Genomic DNA, 22,837 nt, shown 5'->3' with positions numbered 1-22,837 from the left:
TATTTAGATAAGTCCTACGGTGTCAATTATGATTTTTCCTCGGGATAACTGTAGGGCTTGTTTCTCGAAGTCGGAGTGTTTTACTAAAATTACCACTATCTGGGAATTGTTAATCGCAGGTTCTAGGTCCGACAATATTATTTGATTTAGCCTGCCTGGTAGAGCTTTTATATTTGGCTCAACGGCATAGACCTGTCCGGGGTGAGTGGCGTTTAGCAGACTGGCTATCTCTACCGCGGGGCTTTCGCGAAGGTCATCAATGTTCGGTTTAAATGCCAAGCCTAAACATGCTATTGATATGTCGCTTGCTGATTTTTCTGGGTGCTTCGACAGATACTCAGAAACAGCTGACTGTATTTTTGCTTGCACCCATTGGGGCTTGCTCTCATTGACCTCTCTGGCTGTTCGGATGATTTTTGCTTCTTCAGGTGTTTGGCTGACAATGAACCATGGGTCGACTGCAATGCAGTGGCCACCAACTCCAGGACCTGGCTGAAGTATGTTCACCCGCGGATGACGATTCGCCAGACCTATCAGCTCCCAAACGTTTATGTCTAGCTTGTCGCAAATAATAGAAAGTTCATTGGCAAAGGCAATGTTCACATCTCGAAAGCTGTTTTCCGTCAACTTGCACATTTCAGCCGTACGAGCGTTGGTTATCACACACTCGCCTTGCACAAATGTTTTGTAAAGCGCCGCTGCTAGGTGTGAGCATTTGGGGGTCATTCCACCGATCACCCGGTCATTGTTGACTAGTTCACGAAGCACATGGCCAGGCAGAACGCGTTCGGGGCAGTGGGCAATGCGGATGTCTGACTCTTCGCCATGAGTATGTGGGAAGGTCAAATCTGAACGTGCTTCGGCCAGCCATGTGGCCATTTTTTCGGTTGCGCCTACTGGACTTGTCGACTCCAGAATGACTAAGTTTCCCTTTTGCAGTACTGGAGCGATAGCCTTTGCGGCTGACTCTATATAACTAAGGTCGGGTTCATGGTTGTCTCCCTTGAAGGGAGTGGGCACTGCTATTAAGAATGCGTCGGCTGGTTCTGGAGTTAGTGTGGCGCGCAGGTAACCCTCGGTCACGGCGGAATGCACGACCATGTCCAGATCCGGCTCCACAATGTGTATTTGTCCCTTGTTTATGGTCTCCACTGCGTGCGGGTTCACGTCAACCCCGATAACCTTTACCTTACGAGAGGCAAAGGCGGCTGCCGTCGGTAGACCGATATAACCGAGACCGATCATAGATATAGTGTTGAAGTTCATGCGTCTTCCTTTCGAGCTACATTCCAGTTAATAAGAATTTGGCGGATGCGGTCACAGGCTTTGCCGTCGCCATAGGGGTTGTGCGCCATGGCCATTTTGCTGTAAGCCTCCGGATTTTCTAGGAGCAAGCTGAGCTGCTGACAAATTTGTTCGCTATCCGTGCCCACGAGTCGAACTGTTCCTGCTGCGACCGCTTCTGGTCGCTCGGTGGTGTCACGCATCACCAACACTGGTTTGCCGAGTGATGGTGCCTCTTCTTGAATGCCGCCCGAGTCGGTGAGAATGATGTGGGCACGGTTCATCAGGTAAACAAAGGGTAAGTAATCCTGAGGTTCGATTAACTTGATATTTGGCTGGCCGTTCAGTAGGCGGTTGACTGGCTCTCGCACGTTCGGGTTCAGGTGCACGGGGTAGACAATTTGTACATCGGGATGCTTCGCGGCCGTATTTACTAGGGCTTTGCAAATACGCTCAAAACCTCCACCAAAACTTTCCCGTCGATGGCCGGTCACTAGTACCAGTTTCTTGCTGGCGTCTAGGAAGCTGAATTGCCGGTCGAACTGATTATTTAGCTCCGGCTGTTTTAGTTTCTCAACCACCTGTAGCAGCGCATCGATCACCGTGTTGCCAGTTATATGGATCCGATCTACCGGGACTGCTTCACGGAGCAGGTTTTGCTGGGAGCCTTCGGTCGGGGCGAAATGCAGTGCAGTCAAGACGCCGGTAAGCGAACGGTTGGCTTCTTCCGGCCAGGGAGAGTAGAGGTTACCGGTGCGCAAACCTGCTTCCACATGGGCTACCGGAATTTGTTGATAGTATGCAGCCAAGGCCGTGGCGAATGTGGTTGCAGTGTCCCCATGGACCAATACGATGTCGGGCCTGCAGGTGGCCAATACGCTTTTCATGCCTTGCAAGATGGCAGACGTGACATCGGTCAGGTCTTGTCCTGGCTTCATGATATTGAGATCGAAGTCGGGCTTTAGGTCGAATAGCCCTAGTACTTGATCTAGCATCTCGCGGTGCTGACCTGTGACGCACACCTTGGCGTCAACTTGTGGGTCTTCTGCGAGTTGCAGTGCGAGTGGCGCCATTTTGATGGCTTCGGGACGCGTACCGAATACGCAAAGGGTTTTCAATTGAGTCATGTCTTTTGATAGCCGGGAGTGAGTTGGTGCGTTGGTGGTGCTAACTACTCAACAGTGACTGACTTTGCAAGGTTGCGGGGCTTGTCGACGTCTGTGCCCTTGACTAAGGCCACATAGTAGCTGAGCAGTTGCAGGGGAAGAGTGTAAAGAATGGGAGCGATGCAGCTATTCACCCAAGGCATGTGGATGTGAGTGATGCCATCTTGATCTTGCATGTCTGCTGTCTCGCAGGCGAAGTTAATTAACTGGCCACCGCGAGCCCGCACCTCTTCCAGGTTGGACTTAAGTTTCTCCAATAGTTGGCAGTTGGGCGCGACAGACACAACCGGCATGCTTTCATCAACTAGTGCCAGCGGGCCATGTTTTAGTTCGCCAGCAGCATAAGCTTCAGCATGTATATAGCTGATTTCTTTTAGCTTGAGTGCGCCTTCCATGGCGATGGGATACAGGGGGCCGCGGCCCAGAAAAAGCGTGTGTTGTTTGTTTGCAAAGCGCTCTGCCAAGCGCTGAATCTCAGCGTCTTGTTGGAGCGCTTGTTCGACTTGGCTTGGTAAGCCATGCAAGGCGCGGACAATCTCGCCGGTAATTTCTGGCGGCGCTCCGTGGGTCTGGGCGAGTGCGGCGCTTAGCCAGAGTAAGGCGGCAAGCTGAGTAGTAAAAGCCTTGGTCGACGCCACGCCAATTTCCGGGCCGGCTTTGGTCAGTAGTCGCCAATCTGCTTCGCGGGCTAATGAGCTGCCAGGCACGTTGCAAATGGCCAGGGTGGCCAGGTAGCCCTCATGCCTAGCGTGGCGCAAAGCGGCTAGTGTATCCGCTGTCTCGCCTGACTGAGAGATACAGACCAGTAATGTGTTGGCGGGTACAGCGACGCGGCGGTAACGAAACTCGCTGGCAATCTCAACATTGCAGGCGAGCCCGGCAATGTCTTCAATCCAGTAGCGAGCGACCAGGCCTGCATGGTAGCTAGTACCGCAGGCGACAATGTGAATATTTTGTACTTCGTGTAGCCGCTTTTCTGCTTCAGGCCCAAGAATGGCGGTCAAAACGCGATCTTCTGTAAACAATCCTGTCAAGGTGTCGCGCAGCGCCGCGGGTTGTTCGTGTATTTCTTTCAGCATGTAATGCCGGTATTCGCCCTTCTCCATGCTGTGTTCAGCATGCTCGTAGCGTTGACTATTTACTTGTTTGGGATTGTTGCTTGCGTCCCATTGCTTAATACCGCACGGGCTAATAACAGCGTGATCGCCTTCCTCCAGATAGACAAAGGTGTCCGTCACCTGCAGCAAGGCGAGTGGGTCGGAGGCGATAAAGTGCTCTTCACTGCCAACCCCAATGACCAAAGGGCTGCCTTGGCGGGCGCAGTAGAGCATCTCCGGCTGGTCTTCGTGAATCACCCCGATGGCGTAGGCACCGCGTAATTGGTTGAGCGTATTACGCAATGCGACGAGCAAGTCTTCGCTTTTACGATAGTGGCTGGCAAGCAAGTGAGCGATTACCTCGGTATCTGTGTCCGAGTTGAACTCATATCCTTGCTCTTTTAGCTTCTTGCGCAAGCCTGAATGGTTTTCAATGATGCCGTTGTGCACCACGGCGAGCCTGTCCGAGCGATGGGGGTGTGCGTTGTGCTTGAGCGGTTTGCCATGCGTGGCCCAGCGAGTGTGTGCGATACCCGTTTGAGCTGTATCGGGTGCTGCGGCAATGCAAGCTTCCAGCTCCTTGACTTTGCCAGTGGCTTTCCAGCTGTGAATTGTTTCACCCTTGATAATGCCAATGCCCGCAGAGTCGTATCCGCGGTACTCAAGCCTTTTTAGCCCCTCAAGAAGAATAGGGACAACGTTTCTATTACTTGTGGCGCCGACGATTCCGCACATGATTTAGGACAGTCCTTTGCCTGGTTGGGCTTGAGTGTTATTTGTCTGATTTGTATTCATAGTTGTAGTAGCCATAGTTGCCATATCCATACGAGGAGGCTTTTTTCTCTACCGCATTGAAGATTGCCCCTTTGAGCTGAATATCGTTTTGCTCAAACCGCCGCATCGCGACTTCGATTTCTTTAGCGGCATTTACGGCAAAGCGGGTAACGATGAGGCTCATGCCCACGTGGCGACCGACGATCGCAGCGTCTGTTACGGCAAGGATAGGGGGGGTATCCACAATGACAATGTCGTACTCGTCTTTAACATTGTCCAAGAAACTAGTGAAGTTAGCATGCATCAATAGCTCCGATGGGTTAGGAGGTATTTGACCGCGCGGTACAACCTGTAGGCCTTCGACTTCGGTTTGGTAGATTGCGTCCTTGCTGGTGATTCTTGTCGCGAGCAATTCTGATAATCCATTTTCGGCGGGGAGCTTGAACAGTTTGTTCAGGTAGCCTTTGCGCATGTCGGCGTCAATCAACAGCACCCGTTGGCCCGCTTGAGCCATGATGGCCCCGAGGTTGGCAGAGACGAAGGATTTACCGACCCCTGGGCTGGGGCCGGAAATCATCAGGATGTTGTTTTTTGCTTCGAGGCGTGCGAAGTGCAGGCTGGTGCGCAGGCTGCGAAGGGCTTCGATCGCCAAGTCGGCCGGGTTGGTAACCGCCAGCAGGCCAGAGGTAGCAGTAGCAGCAGGGCGGCGACTTTTTACACCGCCCTCGACTACTTCCTGATCTCGACTGAAAGGGATGGTTGCGTAGACCGGCAGGCCGAGTTGCTCTATGACATCTGGGTCTTCGACCCCACGGTTAAGGGCTTTGCGCAGCAGCACTAGAGCTACGCCGATAAAGCCGCCTAGCAGTGTTGCGATGATCGCGATCAGGGCTTTTTGGGGTTTGACAGGTTGTTCAACATTAACGTCTGCGGTGTCTATAACGCGGACATTACCCACGGTGCCTGCGCGCAACACGTCCAGCTCCTGAGTGCTATTGAGCATGGTGGTATACACCTCGGTAGTGACGGCTACGTCACGAGTCAGGCGCAGTAATTCTTGTTGGGTGGCTGGTAGTGACTCTACCTTGCTGGTTAGCTCTGCCTTTTGGCGCTTGAGCTGCTCCATTTGGTCAAGCAGCGCTTGATACGACGGGTGCTGACGGGTGAACCGGCGTTCCATTTCCGCGCGTTTGAGGTTTTGCTCGGAGATCAGGGTGTCCAGTTCGACAATCTGGTCCAGAATGGCTTGGGTTTCAATGGTGATATCAACGGATTTGGTGCTGGTTTGATACTCATTGAGCGCTTGCTCATAGCGTTCCAGCTCTTTACGCACTTGAGGCAGTTGCTCTCGGAGAAACTCAAGGCTTTGCGCGGCTTCGGCAGAGTTGCGTTCCACGTTTTGGCGCACATATAGCCGGCTGACTTCATCCAGGATGCTGATGGCATATTGCGGATCGTCGTGCTGCATGCTCAGGCTGATGATGCCCGAATCCTTGCCTCTTTCCGCCGCACCTAGCTGTTGCTGGTAGTCAATGATGGTATTCAGCTTGCGTTGCTTGATGACGTCAAAGCGGGTTTCCGGTCGCGCGTTCAGCGTTTTTACCTGCATGGTAAAGCCGCTGCTGCTGACCTGTTCTCCCACAGCGCCCTGAAGGAGAATCTCTCCGTCATCGTTGTAAAGGGTGTAGGTGTTGTTTTCGCCGGCAATGAGTTCTAAAGGTTTACTCAGGTAACTACTTGGTACGTCAAGCTGGAAGATATCGACGTTTTCACCGCCCCAGGCAAAGCTGTCAAAACCAAGTAGTGGTGAGGCTATTTCACCTTTGGTTTCCGGCTGATAGCGGCGGGCCATCCAGCGGCCAATGATGGGGAAGTAGTGAGGCTCGACAATGATATCCAGCTTCAGGTTGTCTACTGCTTGCCCAATAACCGCGCGAGATTTCAGCAGTTCGATTTCCGTTACGGCCTCAGGAGTGCTGCCGAGCATATCCGACAGCTCACCCAGACCAGAGAGTGTGTTGCCCGATTTCTCTTCAATTTGGATCAGCGCGTTGGCCTGATAAACCGGTGTTGCCAACAACGCATAAGCCACACCGATGACTGCAAAGCAGACGGTAAAGCCGGCGATGATCCATTTGCCATCTATTAGTGCGCCGAGTAGGGCAAGAAGATCGATTTCGTCGCTGTCGTGCTGTTGTGCCGTAGGCGGGGTGTTGTTCTGCATGTAATCCCTTCGGAAATCAGGAGTGGAATTCTGGTGTGCTTGTTATAGGTGCTTGGCCCAGCTGGTGACGCCTTGCTGGACCAATTGATAAACGTGCTCAAACGCGGGCCGTTGCTGGCGGTAGGGGTCGGGGATCTTCTGATCGCCTTGCCATTTGCCGAGCAGGAAGGTCTTGCCGCGTGCCTCTGGGGCTATCTTGAGTATGTCCTGCACATGGCGTGGTTCCATGGTGAGGATGAGGTCGTACTGATGTGCCATCTCGCGGGTGAGCTGCCGTGCCTTGTGATCAGGGTGGTCACCACCGTGTTCGCGCAGCACCTCCAAGGCGGTGCTGTCCATGGGCTTGTCGACCAGGGCGCCGACGCCGGCTGAGGCGACGCGGATGTTTTTACCGGCCAGCTGATCTCGAAGCATGGCCTCGGCCATGGGGCTGCGGCAGATGTTGCCCACGCAGACGATGAGGATGGAATTGAACATGTTGCTGCTGTCTCTGCCTTGAGTTGCGGCCTTCTGTGCTGTGGGTAGCTCGGAGGGCAGTTTGACTGTATCCATGGCCCCGGTGGGGGTCAAGCTTGCAGTGGCGCTATAGTGATACAGGCCCGAGACGCATTGGCTGCACAAAAAACAGGCGTTCAGGCACGCTACCGCCCCAGGATTTACAGTCTTCATCCTGAGGACTTTGCTTGCTTCTGGCCTTGTGTGGTGCGGCGCCAGAAGGGCGGTGATGCATTTTAGGCCGGCTTAGTATGTTTAGGTAAGGTTACTTTTTTGTGACCTTCCTGATACTGCAACTCTCGTTAAAACAGCAGGTTGGCGACGCAGTGCGGCTTGGGCTGCGCGCCGGGTGCTTTGAGAGGGGATGTTCGGATTGGTTCCGAATCTTCTTGAGGTGCGCCAGCGGCGCTGCAATCGGGCTGTCACCGGATTGCCTTATTTAAAAACGGTGCGCAGTTTACCTTGTTGTGCGCCATTTTTGGGCGCGAATTTCGCTCGAATTAAAGTGCTTTCGTCTATCACGCGGGTTGGCTGTCAGCCTGGCCGTTGTTGGTCAGGCTTACGCAAGAAGTGTACCTACTCGACGGTCACCGATTTGGCCAGATTGCGCGGCTTGTCGACGTCTGTCCCTTTGACCAGTGCGACGTGGTAACTGAGCAGTTGCAGGGGCAGGGTGTAGAGCACCGGGGAGACGCATTCTTCGACCCAGGGCAGGCCGACGGTCTGGACGCTGCTGTCGCCGCTGGGCTCGATGGTTTCGCAGGCGAAGTTGATCAGCTGGCCGCCACGGGCGCGAACTTCTTCCAGGTTGGAGCGCAGTTTTTCCAGCAGGCTGTCGCTGGGCGCGACGCTGACCACGGGCATGTCTTCATCTACCAGCGCCAGCGGGCCGTGCTTGAGTTCGCCGGCGGCGTAGGCTTCGGCGTGGATGTAGGAGATTTCCTTGAGCTTGAGTGCGCCTTCCATCGCGATGGGGTAGTGCGGGCCGCGGCCCAGGAATAGCGCGTGGTGCTTGTTGGCAAAGCGTTGGGCCAGCTCGGTAATCGCAGGCTCCAGACCGAGTACAGCTTCGACCTGTGCTGGCAGGGCGCGCAGCGCGTCGACGTTGCGGGCGACGTACTCGGTGCGGCCCCGTGTTTGTGCCAGGGCGGTGGTCAGCCACAGCAGGGCGACCAGCTGGGTGGTGAAGGCCTTGGTGGAGGCGACGCCAATTTCGGGGCCGGCGTGGGTCAGCAGGCGCCAGTCTGCTTCACGCACCAGTGAGCTGCCGGCGACGTTGCAGATCGCCAGAGTGGCGAGATAGCCCTGGTCCTTGGCGTAACGAAGGGCGGCCAGAGTGTCGGCGGTCTCGCCAGACTGGGAGATGGTGATCAGCAGGGTGTTGGCGGGCACGACCACGCTGCGATAGCGGTATTCGCTGGCCACTTCTACCTGACACGGCAGGCCGGCTTGTTCTTCGATCCAGTAACGGGCGACCAGGCCGGCGTGGTAGCTGGTGCCGCAGGCGACGATATGGATGTTGGCAATATCTGCCAGGCGGGTTTCGGCTTCAGGACCGAGAACCGCGGTCAGGACGTGATCGTCGCCGAGCGTGCCGGCCAGGGTGTCGCTGATCGCCTGGGGCTGCTCGAAGATCTCCTTGAGCATGAAGTGGCGGTACTCGCCCTTGTCCAGGCTGTGCGCGGCGTGCTCGTAGCGTGCGACCGGACGGTCCGCGCTGTTGTGCTCGCGATCCCAGATTTCGCATTGCTCGCGGTTGACGCGTGCGTAGTCGCCTTCTTCCAGATAGCGGAAGCGGTCAGTCACCTGGAGCAGGGCGAGCGGGTCGGAGGCCAGGTAGTGCTCGCCGCTGCCCTCGCCGATCACCAGCGGGCTGCCCATGCGCGAGCAGTAGAGCGTGTTGGGTTCTGACTCGTGGATAACCGCCAATGCATAGGCGCCGTGGATGTCTGCCAGGGTGGCGCGGAAGGCGTCCAGCACGTTGGCGCTGGCGGCATAGTGGTGCGCCAGCAGGTGGGCGACCACTTCGGTGTCGGTCTCGGAGGTGAACTCAAAGCCGAGATCCTGCAGGCGTTTACGCAGCGGGGCGTGGTTTTCGATGATGCCGTTGTGTACCACGGCCAGGCCGTTGGAGATATGCGGGTGCGCATTGTGCTTGGCCGGCTTGCCATGGGTAGCCCAGCGGGTATGAGCGATACCCAGGGTGCCGCTGACCGGAGTGGCTTGCAGGGCGCTCTCCAACTCTGCCACCTTGCCGACGGCGCGCACGCGCTGAATACCGTCACCGGGGTTCAGTACTGCCACGCCAGCGGAGTCATAGCCGCGATACTCAAGACGGCGCAAGCCTTCAAGCAGGATGGGAGTGATATCGCGTTGGGCGGTGGCGCCGACGATTCCGCACATGGTGGTGTCCTTGGCTGGCAAACAAAAGCGCAAGTGTATCACTGCGCCGCGCGTGGTGGGCATTGGGAGGGAAGTGCTGCTCAACTCCGCAGGGCGTGTGGAGTGAATTAACGCGTCCCTGACGGTTTGAGGTGAGTTTGTAGTGGCCCAATGCTGGCTAGATAATGTTGGTTTGTGTCTGCATTTGTGAGTCTTTCTATTCCCGCTGGCGATGACTCCCGGGCTGTCTACACTCGGGTATGTGCGGCTTTACCTCTCGGTGGCTGAGCTGCGCTCTAACTTGCATGGAGAATAGCAATGGAATACCGGCAGACAATACCCTCATCGCGGCGTCTTTCTGGTGTGCTGTCCTTGGCGCTGTTATGCGCATTGGCGGCTCCTGCGGTCGCTCAGCAAACCGAAAAACCCAATATTCTGGTGCTGTGGGGAGATGATATTGGGCAATCCAATATTTCCGCTTATACCCACGGCTTGATGGGCTACCAGACGCCTAATATCGATAGCATCGCCGACCAGGGCATGATGTTTACCGACTACTACGGTGAGCAGTCCTGTACCGCGGGCCGCTCCTCCTTTATTACCGGGCAAAGCGTATTCCGCACCGGCCTGTCCAAGGTGGGCATGCCAGGCGCCAAGGAGGGGTTGAGCACGGAAGACCCGACCATTGCGGCGTTGCTCAAGGCCGAAGGCTATGCAACAGGGCAGTTTGGCAAGAACCACCTGGGGGACCTGGACGAACATCTGCCGACCAACAACGGCTTTGACGAGTTTTTCGGCAACCTCTACCACCTCAATGCCGAGGAAGAGCCTGAGCTTCCGGATTATCCGGGCGATATGGTCATGGAAGACGGCAAGACCTTTCGGGAGACCTTTGGCCCGCGTGGCGTGATCCATTCCACGGCCGACGGCAAGATCGAAGACACCGGCCCGCTGACCCGCAAGCGCATGGAAACCATCGACGACGAATCGTCGGCGGCAGCGCTGGACTTTATTGATCGCAAGACCGAGGCCGGCGAGCCGTGGTTTGTGTGGTGGAATGCCACGCGTATGCACTTCCGCACCCACGTCAAGGATGAGCTGCGCGGTATTTCCGGGCAGAACGAGTATGCCGACGGTATGGTCGAGCATGACCGCCATGTGGGGTTGTTCCTGAAAAAACTGGATGACCTGGGCATTGCGGACAACACCCTGGTGTTCTACTCCACCGATAACGGCCCGCACATGAACTCCTGGCCGGATGCGGCGATGACGCCGTTCCGTGGTGAGAAGAACACCAACTGGGAAGGTGGCTGGCGGGTGCCGGCGATGGTGCGTTGGCCGGGTCATATTGAGGCTGGCGTGATCTCCAACGACATCATGCATCATATGGACTGGCTGCCGACCTTCCTGGCGATTGCGGGTAATGACGACATCAAAGAGGAGTTGCTGGACGGTGAAGCTGAAGCCATCGGTCGGCAGTACAAGGTGCATCTGGATGGCTACAACTTCCTGCCGTATCTGACCGGCGAGAGCGATGAAGCGCCGCGCCACGAGATTTTTTACTTCTCTGATGACGGCGACCTGACCGCGCTGCGTTTCAACGATTGGAAGCTGATCTTCATGGAGCAACGTGCTGTGGGCACCTTGGCCGTTTGGTCCAACCCCTTCACTCCGCTGCGTGTGCCGCTGATCTTCAACCTGCGTCGTGACCCCTATGAGCGTGCCAACCTGACCTCCAATACGTACTACGATTGGGTGCTGGACCACGCCTTTATGCTGGTGCCGGCGCAGGCCTATGTGGCTGAGTTCATGTCGACCTTTGAGGAGTACCCGCCGCGCATGAAGGCGGCGAGCTTCAGCCTCGACAAGGTGATGGACTCTCTGCAGAGTCCGCCTGCGGCTCAGTAGTCCTTTAACCTCAGGTAACCCCGTGTGCGCTGGACAACCAGCGCACACGGGGGTGGCCGGTCGCTGAAAGTCGTTTGTCTGGACTACCTACCCATGTCTAAACGCCTTTCAACGACCTGTTGCACGGTATTCGTTGTTGCCTGCTCACTGGTCGGGCCGCGACATGTCGGGCCCGCGAATGCCTATTGAGAAAGCGCGCAGTTGGTTGCACTACAGGGAGAGGCTATGAGTGCAAAAGCGGATATAGAGGCGCTGGAGGCCGCCATCGGCCAGTCCATCGTCGGTCAGCAGGAGGTTATTCGGCGGTTGCTGATTGGCCTGCTGGCTAACGGCAACCTGTTGATCGAAGGCTTGCCGGGGTTGGCCAAGACGCGTGCGATCAAGGCGATGGCGCGTCACCTTGAGGCGGACTTCAGCCGCATTCAGTTTACCCCTGACTTGTTGCCCTCGGATGTGACCGGCAGTGACGTCTACCACCAGGGCGACAGCGGGCCGGTCTTTCGTTTTAGTCCTGGCCCCCTGTTTGCCAACCTGGTGTTGGCCGACGAAATCAACCGGGCACCGGCCAAGGTGCAGTCAGCCCTGCTGGAAGCCATGGAAGAGCGCCAGGTGACGGTGTCCGGCACGTCTCATCGCTTGCCTGAGCTGTTCATGGTGCTGGCGACTCAGAACCCGATTGAGCAGGAGGGCACCTATCCATTGCCCGAGGCCCAGCTTGACCGCTTTTTGATGAAGGTACTCATTGATTATCCGGCGGTGGCCGATGAAGTCAGTGTTATCCGCTTGGTGCGCAGTGAAGAGCAGGCAGCCCAGCAGCCAGAGCAGTTGGCGAATGAGACGATCAAGGTGGCACAGCAGGCGATTTTCGCCGCGCGCCGGGAAATCGCTGCCTTGCATGTCGCCGAGCCGGTGGAGCAGTACATCGCTGAGCTGGTCAATGCGACACGCCACCCTGCGGCGTTGTCGCCTGAGCTCGAGCGCTGGATTGAGCTGGGCGCCAGTCCGCGCGCCAGTCTGGCGCTGGATCGCTGTGGCCGTGCGCATGCCTGGCTCAACGGCCGCGACTACCTGGACCCGCAGGACGTGCAGGCAGTGGCCCCGGATGTACTGCGCCACCGCATCGGCCTGAGCTTTGCTGCGCAGGGCGAAGGGGTCGACACCGAAGCGGTTATCGCCCAGTTGCTGGCGGTCGTGGCGCTGCCCTGAGGCAGGCGGCAAACGGGGTACAGCAGGGGTACAGGAGGGCGGCATGGTACTTTTCCAACCTCGGGTAGCGCCGGTTGTGGGGGCGGCTTCAGCGGACGCGTTCGACAACCGAGTGCATGTTGACCTGACCCATCTGCGCAGCCTGGAAAGACACGCCAAGGCGCTGAATTTGATGCCCCGGCAGCCGGCCAGCAGCGTGCTGAGCGGGCGTCATGGCTCTCGATTGCGCGGGCGCGGGCTGGATTTTCTTGAGCTGCGCGGCTATTTGCCCGCGGACGATGTTCGCAACATTGATTGGCGCGTAACCGCGCGTACCGGCGAACCTCATGTGCGGGTGTTTACCGAGGAGCGCGACCGCCCGGCACTGATTGTTGTCGATCAGCGCATGTCCATGTTTTTCGGCAGCGTGTACGCCATGAAGTCGGTAGTTGCCGCCGAGGCGGCTGCCTTGCTGGCCTTCGCCCTGCTAGCCCAGCAGGACCGGGTTGGCGCGGTGCTGGTGACCGATGCCGGCGTCACCGAATGTCGTCCCGCCCGTTCGAGAGCGGGCGTCATGCATTTTCTTCAGTTGCTGGCCAGTGCCAACCAGGCGTTGCATGCCGATGCGCCGGCAGGCGCACCGACGTCGCTGGATAACGTGCTGGAGTCGGTTGCCAGGCTGGCCCGACGGGACTATCTGGTGATTGTGCTGAGTGATTTTGACGTGATTGGCGCGCGCAGTGAGGCGCTGCTGAGTGCGCTGTGTCAGCACAACGATGTTGTGCTGGCTCCGGTGACCGACCCGCTGGCCGAGCAACTACCTGATGACCTGGGGCAGGTAGTGTCCGATGGTACGGTGCAGGCTTGGCTGGATACCGGTGACGCACAGATTCGTTCAGCACTGGATGCGGTTTCGCAACAGCGGCGTGAGCAGCTGCTGCAGTGGCAGCAGCGTTATGGTCTGTCGATTGCCCCGTTGAGCGCCGGCGAGCCTACGGTTGCTCAGCTGTATCGGTTGTTGGGGGTGTCCCGTGGCAGACGCTGAGGCCATAGCCGACAGCTCGGCTGCGGTGCCCGATACCTTGATGCTGCCGGAAATGATCGACTTGTTGTCGCCGGTGCCAGAGCCTGCGGCGGTGTCCTGGTGGCCGCAGACCTGGGGCTGGGCGGTGCTGGGCGGCCTATTGCTGCTGGTGCTGATGGTGTTGGCCTGGCGCCGCTACCGCCATTGGCACGCCAACCGCTACCGCCGGGCTGCCCTGCAGCAATTGCGTCGGCGGCTGGCCGCGGGGGAGGGCGCTGCGGCGCTGGCGGAGGTGTTGCGGCGTACTGCGCTGGCGGCTTTCCCGCGGGCGCAGGTGGCATCGCTCAGGGGCGAGCTCTGGTGCGATTTTCTGAATCAGTGCACGGCCCCGGATACCCCGTGTTTTGACGCCCCGTCCATCGCCCGTCTGTCTCGTCTGACCTATTGCCCACAGTCTGGCTCGCAGCACAGCAGCGATATTGCAGGCCTGACCCAGCGGGTCGAGCGCTGGATCATTACCCACCGTGCGCTGAGCGGAGGCACCGGTGATTGAGCTTGCTGCGCCGCTGGCGCTGTTGCTGCTGCCGTTGCCGGTGTTGGTGTTCTGGCTGGCACCACCGCATAAACAGCGTATGCCAGCGCTGCGGTTACCGTTTTTTCATCGCTACCTTGCCGCTGCCGGTGTTACCCCGTCTGATGGGGCGCAGGTCGTGGCGCGCCCACTCTGGGTGTGGCTGACAGGCGCGCTGTGCTGGGCCCTGCTGGTGCTGGCGCTCGCACGGCCGGAGCAGGTCAGTGCGCCGATTCATTGGCAGACCTCCGCACGGGATCTGATCGTTGCGGTCGATATCTCTGGCTCCATGGATGAGAAAGATTTTGCCGCACAGGGCGAGGCTCCGCTGCAGCGCCTGGAAGGCGTGAAACCGGTTATTGCTGACTTTTTGCAGGGCCGCGAGGGGGAGCGCGTGGCGCTGCTGGTGTTTGGTTCAAAGGCCTATGTGCAGTCGCCGCTGACCACCGACCTGGACACGCTGCAGGCGCTGCTGAAGCGCACACAGGTTGGCATGGCCGGCCCGCATACGGCGCTGGGTGACGCGATCGGTCTGGCGATTCGTCAGTTTGATGCCAGTGAAGTGGAGCAGCGCTTGCTGATTCTGCTCAGTGATGGCGCTGACACAGGCAGTCGCATGAGCCCGGTCAATGCCGCGCAGATTGCTGCCGATCGCCAGGTGCGCATCATCACCATCGCCATTGGTGACCCGAATGGCAGCGGCGAGAACCGCGTTGATACCGCCACGCTCAAGGCTATTGCGGCAGCGACCGGCGGTGCGGGCTTCACCGCTGCCGACCAAGCGGCGCTTGCGCAGGTCTACCAACAGATTGATGCGCTGGCACCGCGCAAGGTGGCCGATCACAGCTACCGGGAGCGTCGGCCGCTGGCAGCCTGGCCCATGGGGCTGGCACTGCTGGTGATGGCGCTGGCCTGGGCGCTGCGTAACGGGCAGCTGTCGGCGAGGGCGCCGCTATGACGGTGTTCGAGGTGCTGTCTGCCTTTCATTTCTTGCGGCCATGGTGGTTTCTTGGCCTGCCGGTTGTGGCTGGCCTCTGGTGGTGGTCCCGGCGGCGTCAGCAGCAGGCTGATCAGGTGTCCAAGCACTTTGCGCCGCACCTGGCCAGCGCGTTGCGCACCGGCCAGGCGCGCAACGGCCGGGTATCCCCGGCTCATATCCTGGCGGCGTTGATGATCTGCTTGCTGACCGGGCTGGCTGGTCCGAGCTGGAACCGGGTAGCCAACCCCTCCGTCAGCCAGACCGCGCCCCTGGTGATTGCCCTGGAAGTGACGCCGGGCATGCTGGCGAGCGATGTGCCGCCCAGCCGGCTTGAGCGCGCCAAGCACAAGATCGAAAGCTTGCTGGCGAGCCGAGCCGGAGCCGACACCGCGCTGATCGCTTATGCCGGCTCTGCCCATCTGGTGGTGCCGCTGACCAATGACCCCCAACTGATCAAGCCTTATCTCGAAGGTCTGAGTCCGCAGGTGATGCCCAAGGACGGTGATGTTGCGGCCGAGGCGTACGCTCTGTCGCAGGCGGTACTGGAGGCCAGTGCCGTCAAGGGAACGATTGTGTTGGTTAGCGATGGCATGGCCGCCAGGAATGCGCCGGCCTTTGCGGGGGGCGATGACGGCAACGCGCTGGCGATTCTGCAGATGCTGCCCGAGGGGCAGCAGGATGCGGTGCTGGCCAGTATCGACGCCCGCTGCGTTCAGGTGAGCGCCGATGATACGGATCTCGCGCAGTTGGAGAAGCTGCTTGCCAGCGCCTATGCACAGGCGCTGCGCGATGATGATCGCCTGGCCTGGCAGGATAACGGCGTCTGGCTGGCCTGGCCGGCGGCGGTGCTGGCGTTACTGTGGTTTCGACGGGGTTGGGTGCTGGGTGCGGCCGCCCTGCTGCTATGGCTGGCTCCGGCTGCGGCCTGGTGGCCGGACAGCGCGCTGGCGCAGCACAACAGCGGTTCTGTTGCCAAGCGGGCGGAGCCACAGCGGGAAGCGGTTTCACCCTGGCTGCAGGGGCTCTGGGATGCCTTTTTAACGCCCGATCAGCAAGGGCGTTGGTGGATGTCGCGGCGCGATTATGCACGCGCCAGTGAGCACTTTGTGGATCCGGCCTGGCAGGGCTATGCCCAGTTTCGTGATGGTCAGTACGCTGCGGCGATCACCACGCTGGCGCAGGTCGATACGGCTGAGGCGGCCTATACCCAGGGCGTCGCGATGATTCGCAATCGTCAGTATCGCGACGCGGTTCAGGCCTTTGAAACCGTATTGCAAAGGGACCCGGACTACCCCGACGGGGAGCGGAATCTGGCCTTGGCCAAACAGATCCTCGACTATGTCGAGAAGACCCGCGAGCAGTCCGATACGGGCGAGGAGGCCGGTGAGGGCGCGGACGAGGTGGTGTTTGACAATCAGGCTGAGCGCGGCGAGCAAACCAGCATACAGGCTGAGCGCGGGGACGAGCTGCTGAGTCCGGATCAGTGGATCGACGCTATCGACGCTGACACCGGCGAATATTTACGCCAGCGGTTCGCGCTGGAAGCAGCGGAGGCGGGCTCATGAACCATCGTGTTGGCGGAGCCTTGGTTGCCAGATCGCTGGCCGTGATGCTGTTGCTCCTGAGCGGCCTGAGCCTCTCAGTCCGGGTGCTCGCGCAAGCTGCTCCCGAGACAGCGACGGCGCTGGCACCCCAAGTGTCGAGCGAGCTGACGCCCGCTGAGGTGGCGCCCGGGCAAAGCGCTCGCTTGCGGATCACCGTGCTGGTTCCGACCTTCATGCCGAAGCCAGTGGTGTTTGCCGAGCTGGACCAGCCTCAGCTGCGTGTCCAGTTGGGCGCGCGTGCAACCACACCGCTGAGCCGTCGTATCGACGGGCGCACCTGGTCCGGCGTGACGCGCAGCTATCAGCTGACGCCGCTGGCGGCGGGTCAGTTCAATTTGGGCGCGCAGGCGCTGACGGTGACGTATCAGGACCCGGGCAGCGGTGAGGTCCTGAGTCAGCAGGTGGTTACTGAGGCGCAGACCCTGACGGCGACGATACCGGCAGCGGCTTCGGGCTTGTCACCCTACGTGGCCGGTCGCGCCGTCACGCTAACGCAGCGCTTCACGCTGACCCGCAGCGCGAGCGACGGCCAGGGCTCCGCTGAGCTGCTTGATGCCAAGACGGATGACCCGGTCGAACTGGCGGTAGGCGACAGTCTGGAGCGCGAGATCACCCTGAGCATCGAGGGGGGGAGTGCTCTGCTGCTGCCGGCACTGGATGCGCAGGCAGAGGTAGCGGGTATGGCGTTGTACGTGGCCTCGCCGCAGGTGAGCGAGGCCGACGACGGCGGCAAACGCATTGAGCGGTTGACCTATATCGCTCAGGCCGGCGGCTCGACTCGTCTGCCGCCTATGGCGCTGAGCTGGTTTGACACCGGACACCAGAAAGTCGCAACCGCGCAACTTGATGGCCTGGCGTTGAAGGTCTCCGGGGCGAGTTTAGCGGCCGCAGTTGAGCGCTCCGAGTATTGGCTGGTGCTGCTGCTCGTGGTGGTGTTCTTGCTGTTGTGGGCTGCGTGGTATGGGGTACGGCCGCGCTGGCGGCGTCACCAGCAGCTGCGCAGGCGTCAGCGCGATGCGCTTGGTGTCAGCGCGTTATTGCAGCTGCGGGCGGCCGTCAAGGCGCAGGATTATGCCGCCTGCCTGCAGGCCTGGTACCGGCTGGAGCAGCAGGCCAGTGGGCTGAGCGCGCCGCGCCGAGCGGCCATCGCCGATGCGCTAGCGGCTATTGGGCAATGGCGCTTTGGCAAGGTGCCGGATCAGGCACCTGCCGCGCTGTGGCAAGCGCTGGAACAAGCCTTGCCTCCCCTCCAAGCGTTGCGCGCTCGCGCAGATCCGGTGCTGCTGCCAGGGCTGAACCCGACTAGCGCCGGTTAAAGCGCTCCACCAGATTGACCTGCGCCTCGGCGGTGGCCGTCAGCTCGTTGCTCAGGGCAGCGCTGCGCTGGGCATCGCGAGAGGTGTTGTCTGCCAGATTGGCGATGTTGCTGACGTTGCGGTTGATTTCTTCGGCCACACTGCTTTGCTCCTCCGCTGCGCTGGCAATCTGGCTGGCCATTTCGTTGATACGTTCGATGGCCTGGCGAATGCCCTCTAGCGCGTCGTCCGCCTCGCTGACCTGTTGTACGCCGCGTTCGGCCTGCTCGTTGCCCGAGCGCATGCTGTCTACCGTGCTTTGTGCGGCTTGCTGCAGGTTGGCAATCAGATTATGAATTTGCTCGGTCGACTCGGCGGTGCGGCTGGCAAGGGCGCGCACCTCGTCCGCGACCACAGCAAAACCACGCCCCTGTTCGCCGGCGCGGGCTGCTTCGATGGCGGCGTTGAGAGCCAGCAGGTTGGTCTGTTCGGCGATGCCCTTGATCACGTCGACGACGCTGCCGATTTCGCGGGCGTCGTTGGCGAGTTGGTTGGTAATGGTGGTGGCTGAGTTTACGGCGCCGGACAGGCTTTCCATCGCTTGCCGCGCGCGGGTAGCGACCGTTTTGCCGTGCAATGACAAGTCGCTGGCCTCGTGGGTGGCGTCGGCGGTGCTTTGCACGTTGCCTGAGACTTCCTGGGTGGCGGCGGCCATCTGGTTGATCGCTGCAGCGACCTGATCGGTCTCGGCGCGTTGCTGCGCCAGGCCCTGACTGCTCTGACTGGCCAGCTGGCTGGCCTCACTGGCTTGTTGCTTGAGCCGTTCGGCACTGTCGGCCAGGCGAGTCAGACAGGTTTGCAGGCGCGCCTGCTGGCTGTGGATGGCCATCTCGATCTGTCCCAACGCACCTTGATAGGGCGTATACATCTGCGCCAGCAACGGGTCGGTAATGGTGCTCTCGGCGGCTCCGATGATGCGCTCAAGGCGCTTGTCGAGCAGTGCCTTGAGGCCAAGACCGGCCGGAATACCCAGCACGGCCGCCAGCGCCACGCCGCTCCAGCCCAGCGCCGCACCTGCGGCGGCGCCGATAGCCAGCATCAGTGCGCTGGGGACGATAGTCAGGGCCATGCCAGCCCAGTCGGCCGTAACCGCCTTGCGGCCACTGTTCAGGCGTTGGTACAAGGCTTCGGCCCGTTGCACCTGGCCGGGTGTGGTGCGCACCCGTACCGACTCGTAGCCCTGAACCTGGCCGTTCTCATAAATCGGTGTGACAAACGCATTGACCCAGTAGTGATCGCCGTTGTTGCAGCGGTTCTTGACGATGCCCATCCAGGCGCGCCCGCGCTTGAGGTCGGCCCACATGTGAGCGAACACCGCAGCCGGTGTGTCGGGGTGGCGCACCATATTGTGCGGGCTGCCGATCAACTCTTCCCGGGTGAAGCCACTGACGTCCACAAAAGCGTCATTGCAGTAAGTGATGATGCCCTTGAGGTTGGTGGTGGAGATCAGCCGCTGGGTCTCGGGAAAGGTGCGTTCTCGTTGAGTGACGGGCTGGTTGTTGCGCATGTTCGGATTCTCTACTGAGTGACTCTCGGCACGATCGCCGGGTTGGCAGGGGTGCCGGGTTGTCTATGCTTGGTGTATCGGTCACAGAACACTGTGTCTTTATAGTCCGCATGAACATTTTTGGCGCACTATGGTCTTCCGAACACAGAGCGCAGACAGACATTGCGGCTCTCAGGACCAAATACATGTGCTGGCACCGAACCATTATAGCAACCACAAACGTGGCCAGTGCTCGACATTAGGAGGAGATATGTCCGTGAAAGACAGCCTGAAGTCCCGCGCGCAACTAGCCGTCGGTGATAGCACCTACCTGTACCACTCGTTGGCCCAGGCCGCAGAGACGCTGCCGGAGCTTAAGCGCTTGCCCAAGTCGCTCAAGGTGCTGCTGGAAAACCTGCTGCGCAACGAAGACGGCGAAACCGTGACGCAGGACGACATCAAGGCGATGGCGGACTGGCTGAAGGAGCGGCGCTCTGACCGTGAGATTCAATACCGCCCGGCGCGGGTACTGATGCAGGACTTTACCGGCGTGCCCGCCGTGGTCGACCTGGCTGCCATGCGCGATGCGGTGGCCCGTGCCAATGGCGATCCTGAACAGATCAATCCGCTGTCGCCGGTTGATCTGGTCATCGACCATTCGGTGATGGTGGACCGCTTTGCCAGTGACCAGGCCTTTGCGCAAAACGTGGAGATTGAAATGCAGCGCAACGGCGAACGCTATGAATTTTTGCGCTGGGGGCAGAAAGCCTTTAACAACTTCCGTGTGGTGCCACCGGGCACGGGTATCTGTCACCAGGTCAATCTGGAATATCTGGCGCAGACCGTCTGGGCCGCAGAGGTGGACGGTGAGCAGTGGGCCTGGCCCGACACCCTGGTGGGTACCGACTCGCACACCACCATGATCAACGGCCTGGGTGTATTGGGCTGGGGGGTGGGTGGCATTGAGGCCGAGGCTGCGATGCTCGGGCAGCCGGTGTCGATGCTGATCCCTGAGGTAATCGGCTTCAAGCTGACCGGTCGTATGCGTGAAGGCATTACCGCGACTGACCTAGTGCTGACCGTGACCCAGATGCTGCGTGCCAAGGGCGTGGTCGGCAAGTTTGTCGAGTTTTACGGTGACGGCCTGGCGGACCTGCCGCTGGCTGACCGCGCGACCATCGCCAATATGGCGCCGGAGTACGGTGCTACCTGCGGCTTTTTCCCGGTGGACGACGAAACCCTGCGTTACATGCGCCTGACTGGCCGGCCTGACGAGGTGGTTGCGCGGGTAGAGGCGTATTGCAAAGCCCAGGGCCTGTGGCGTGAGGCCGGTGATGAGCCGGAGTTTACCGACACATTGCACCTGGACATGGGCGAGGTTGAGGCGAGTCTCGCCGGTCCTCGCCGCCCGCAGGACCGTGTCGCGCTGCCGGATGTGCCGGCCGCCTTTGAAGAGCTGCTGGCGCTGCAGATGACGCCGGCTGACAGCGAGCAGGCGCGTCTGGAAGGCGAAGGCGGCGGTGGCACAGCGGTGGGCGGCCCCAACGCTCAGGCCTCGATTACGGTGGATGGTGAAGAACACGTGCTGGATCATGGCGCAGTGGTGATTGCTGCGATTACCTCCTGCACCAACACCTCCAACCCCAGCGTGATGATGGCCGCCGGCCTACTGGCCAAAAACGCCGTTGAACGCGGGTTGATGCGCAAGCCCTGGGTTAAATCCTCGCTGGCGCCGGGTTCCAAGGTGGTGACCGATTATCTGGAGAAGGCCGGCCTGACCGACAGTCTGGACCAGCTGGGCTTCAACCTGGTGGGTTACGGCTGCACCACCTGTATCGGTAACTCCGGACCGCTGCCTGATGAGGTGTCGAAGGTCGTCAGCGAGCATGACCTGGCCGTCTCGGCCGTGCTCTCGGGTAACCGCAACTTTGAAGGCCGGGTGCATCCGCAGGTCAAGGCCAACTGGCTGGCGTCGCCGCCGCTGGTGGTGGCTTATGCGCTGGCCGGCAATACGCGTATCAACCTGCGCGAAGAGCCGCTGGGGCTGGATGCCGACAATCGCCCGGTGTTCCTCAAAGACATCTGGCCGAGCAATCAGGATATCGCCGATGCGGTGGCGCTGGTGGAGGACGACATGTTCCGCAGCCGCTACGCCGATGTATTTACCGGCGATGAGCATTGGCGCTCGATTGCTGTGGGCGAGGGCAAGACCTACGCTTGGAATGATGCCTCCACCTATGTGAAGCATCCGCCGTACTTTGAAGCCATCGATCAGCCGCTGGCGCCATTGCAGTCGGTCGAGCAGGCGCGGGTACTGGCGGTGTTTGGTGACTCCATCACCACTGACCACATTTCGCCGGCCGGCAACATCAAGGCCAGCTCGCCAGCGGGCGAATACCTGCAGGCCCAGGGCGTGGAGCCGGATGACTTCAACTCCTACGGCTCGCGTCGTGGTAACCACGAGGTGATGATGCGCGGTACCTTCGCCAATATCCGTATTCGCAACCGCATGCTGGGCGGCGAAGAGGGTGGCGAGACCATCCACGTGCCGTCCGGTGAGCGCCTGTCGATTTACGATGCCGCCATGCGCTACCAGAGCGAAGGTACGCCGCTGGTGGTGTTGGCGGGCAAGGAGTATGGCACTGGCTCAAGCCGTGACTGGGCCGCCAAGGGCACCAACCTGTTGGGCGTCAAGGCGGTGCTAGCCGAGAGCTTTGAGCGGATTCACCGCTCCAACCTGGTTGGCATGGGCGTGCTGCCGCTGCAGTTTGTCGACGGCAAAAATGTCGCCGAGCTGGGACTGGATGGGCATGAGCAGATCGATATTCTGGGCATCGACGACAACCTCAAGCCGGGCCAGCGTCTGCAGGTGAAGGCACACACCCCGGAAGGCAAGGTGGTCGAGTTTGAGGTGCTGTGTCGGATCGATACCGCCAACGAGATTGCCTACTTTAAGGCGGGCGGCATTCTGCACCACGTGTTGCGCGAGATGCTGGACTGATGGAGGGGCGGCCGGGTGAAGGCCCGGTCGTCTGCTTTTTGCGAGCACAAAAAGAAAAACCCCTGACTCACTGAGTCAGGGGTTTTGCTGTTGGTCGGAGCGACTGGAATCGAACCAGCGACCTTCTCGTCCCGAACGAGACGCGCTACCAGGCTGCGCTACGCTCCGTTGTGGGCGGCATTTTACCTAAAAGAGCTTTTCGCACAAGAGGCAATCGAAAAAAATTGCCGTTTTTCGCGGAGTTAGCGGGTGTGCAGGGCGACTCCACCGCTGGTGGTGGAGGCTGTGGCGCTGATGGTGGG

Annotated in this window: 15 protein-coding genes and 1 tRNA gene; 8 read left to right on the top strand and 8 right to left on the bottom strand. The window is 59.8% G+C overall.

Annotated elements, in window-relative coordinates; genetic code table 11:
- Window positions 1-3: 3 nt before the first annotated feature.
- From wecC to glmS (ASB58_RS09485), 6 genes are all read right to left on the bottom strand, one after another.
- Window positions 4-1,266 (bottom strand): UDP-N-acetyl-D-mannosamine dehydrogenase, encoded by a 1,263-nt coding sequence (gene wecC, locus ASB58_RS09510; RefSeq protein WP_118130257.1) that lies wholly within the window; start codon window positions 1,264-1,266, stop codon window positions 4-6.
- Window positions 1,263-2,411, bottom strand: a complete 1,149-nt coding sequence (wecB, locus tag ASB58_RS09505) for a non-hydrolyzing UDP-N-acetylglucosamine 2-epimerase (protein ID WP_118130255.1) — start codon at window positions 2,409-2,411, stop codon at window positions 1,263-1,265. Before wecB ends, wecC begins: the two co-directional genes overlap by 4 nt.
- 44 nt (window positions 2,412-2,455) lie before the next feature.
- Entirely contained in the window at window positions 2,456-4,282 is a 1,827-nt protein-coding gene (gene glmS, locus ASB58_RS09500) for a glutamine--fructose-6-phosphate transaminase (isomerizing) (RefSeq protein WP_118130253.1), read from the bottom strand.
- A gap of 37 nt (window positions 4,283-4,319) precedes the next feature.
- The gene (locus tag ASB58_RS09495) at window positions 4,320-6,545 is read right to left on the bottom strand and encodes a polysaccharide biosynthesis tyrosine autokinase (protein ID WP_118130251.1); all 2,226 of its coding nucleotides are present in this window, start codon (window positions 6,543-6,545) and stop codon (window positions 4,320-4,322) included.
- 42 nt (window positions 6,546-6,587) lie between these two features.
- Window positions 6,588-7,022 (bottom strand): low molecular weight protein-tyrosine-phosphatase, encoded by a 435-nt coding sequence (locus ASB58_RS09490; protein WP_118130249.1) that lies wholly within the window; start codon window positions 7,020-7,022, stop codon window positions 6,588-6,590.
- Between the two features lie 594 nt (window positions 7,023-7,616).
- Entirely contained in the window at window positions 7,617-9,443 is a 1,827-nt protein-coding gene (gene glmS / locus ASB58_RS09485) for a glutamine--fructose-6-phosphate transaminase (isomerizing) (RefSeq protein ID WP_118130247.1), read from the bottom strand.
- A 297-nt stretch (window positions 9,444-9,740) separates the two neighbouring features.
- Here glmS (ASB58_RS09485) and ASB58_RS09480 point away from each other — a divergent pair, with 297 nt between their 5' ends.
- The 7 genes from ASB58_RS09480 (at window position 9,741) to ASB58_RS09450 (ending at window position 18,009) form a co-directional block, all read left to right on the top strand.
- Window positions 9,741-11,330 (top strand): arylsulfatase, encoded by a 1,590-nt coding sequence (locus ASB58_RS09480; protein ID WP_118130245.1) that lies wholly within the window; start codon window positions 9,741-9,743, stop codon window positions 11,328-11,330.
- Window positions 11,331-11,555: 225 nt separating this feature from the next.
- On the top strand, window positions 11,556-12,536 hold the full coding sequence (locus ASB58_RS09475; protein WP_118130244.1) for an AAA family ATPase: 981 nt from the start codon (window positions 11,556-11,558) through the stop codon (window positions 12,534-12,536).
- Between the two features lie 43 nt (window positions 12,537-12,579).
- Window positions 12,580-13,560: a DUF58 domain-containing protein gene (locus ASB58_RS09470; RefSeq protein WP_118130243.1), complete on the top strand. Its 981-nt coding sequence runs from the start codon at window positions 12,580-12,582 to the stop codon at window positions 13,558-13,560.
- The gene (locus tag ASB58_RS09465) at window positions 13,547-14,092 is read left to right on the top strand and encodes a DUF4381 domain-containing protein (RefSeq protein WP_118130242.1); all 546 of its coding nucleotides are present in this window, start codon (window positions 13,547-13,549) and stop codon (window positions 14,090-14,092) included. Before ASB58_RS09470 ends, ASB58_RS09465 begins: the two co-directional genes overlap by 14 nt.
- On the top strand, window positions 14,085-15,068 hold the full coding sequence (locus tag ASB58_RS09460; protein WP_118130241.1) for a VWA domain-containing protein: 984 nt from the start codon (window positions 14,085-14,087) through the stop codon (window positions 15,066-15,068). The genes ASB58_RS09465 and ASB58_RS09460 overlap by 8 nt, the downstream gene beginning before the upstream one ends.
- The gene (locus tag ASB58_RS09455; RefSeq protein ID WP_202974620.1) at window positions 15,065-16,654 is read left to right on the top strand and encodes a VWA domain-containing protein; all 1,590 of its coding nucleotides are present in this window, start codon (window positions 15,065-15,067) and stop codon (window positions 16,652-16,654) included. Before ASB58_RS09460 ends, ASB58_RS09455 begins: the two co-directional genes overlap by 4 nt.
- Entirely contained in the window at window positions 16,651-18,009 is a 1,359-nt protein-coding gene (locus ASB58_RS09450; RefSeq protein WP_118130240.1) for a BatD family protein, read from the top strand. Before ASB58_RS09455 ends, ASB58_RS09450 begins: the two co-directional genes overlap by 4 nt.
- On the opposite strand, the gene ASB58_RS09445 is transcribed toward ASB58_RS09450, so the two are convergent.
- The gene (locus ASB58_RS09445; RefSeq protein WP_118130239.1) at window positions 17,996-19,555 is read right to left on the bottom strand and encodes a methyl-accepting chemotaxis protein; all 1,560 of its coding nucleotides are present in this window, start codon (window positions 19,553-19,555) and stop codon (window positions 17,996-17,998) included. The two genes, ASB58_RS09450 and ASB58_RS09445, sit on opposite strands and share 14 nt — an antisense overlap.
- Before the next feature lie 250 nt (window positions 19,556-19,805).
- Here ASB58_RS09445 and acnA point away from each other — a divergent pair, with 250 nt between their 5' ends.
- Entirely contained in the window at window positions 19,806-22,535 is a 2,730-nt protein-coding gene (gene acnA, locus ASB58_RS09440; protein ID WP_118130238.1) for an aconitate hydratase AcnA, read from the top strand.
- Window positions 22,536-22,626: 91 nt separating this feature from the next.
- Here the strand turns inward: acnA and ASB58_RS09435 are convergent.
- Window positions 22,627-22,703, bottom strand: a tRNA-Pro gene (locus ASB58_RS09435).
- Window positions 22,704-22,837 lie beyond the last annotated feature (134 nt).

The organism is Pseudomonas abyssi (assembly GCF_003444685.1).
Taxonomy (GTDB): Bacteria; Pseudomonadota; Gammaproteobacteria; order Pseudomonadales; family Pseudomonadaceae; genus Halopseudomonas; species Halopseudomonas abyssi.
Note: the sequence above shows the minus strand (reverse complement) of the source record. Positions and strands in the feature narration are given on the sequence as shown.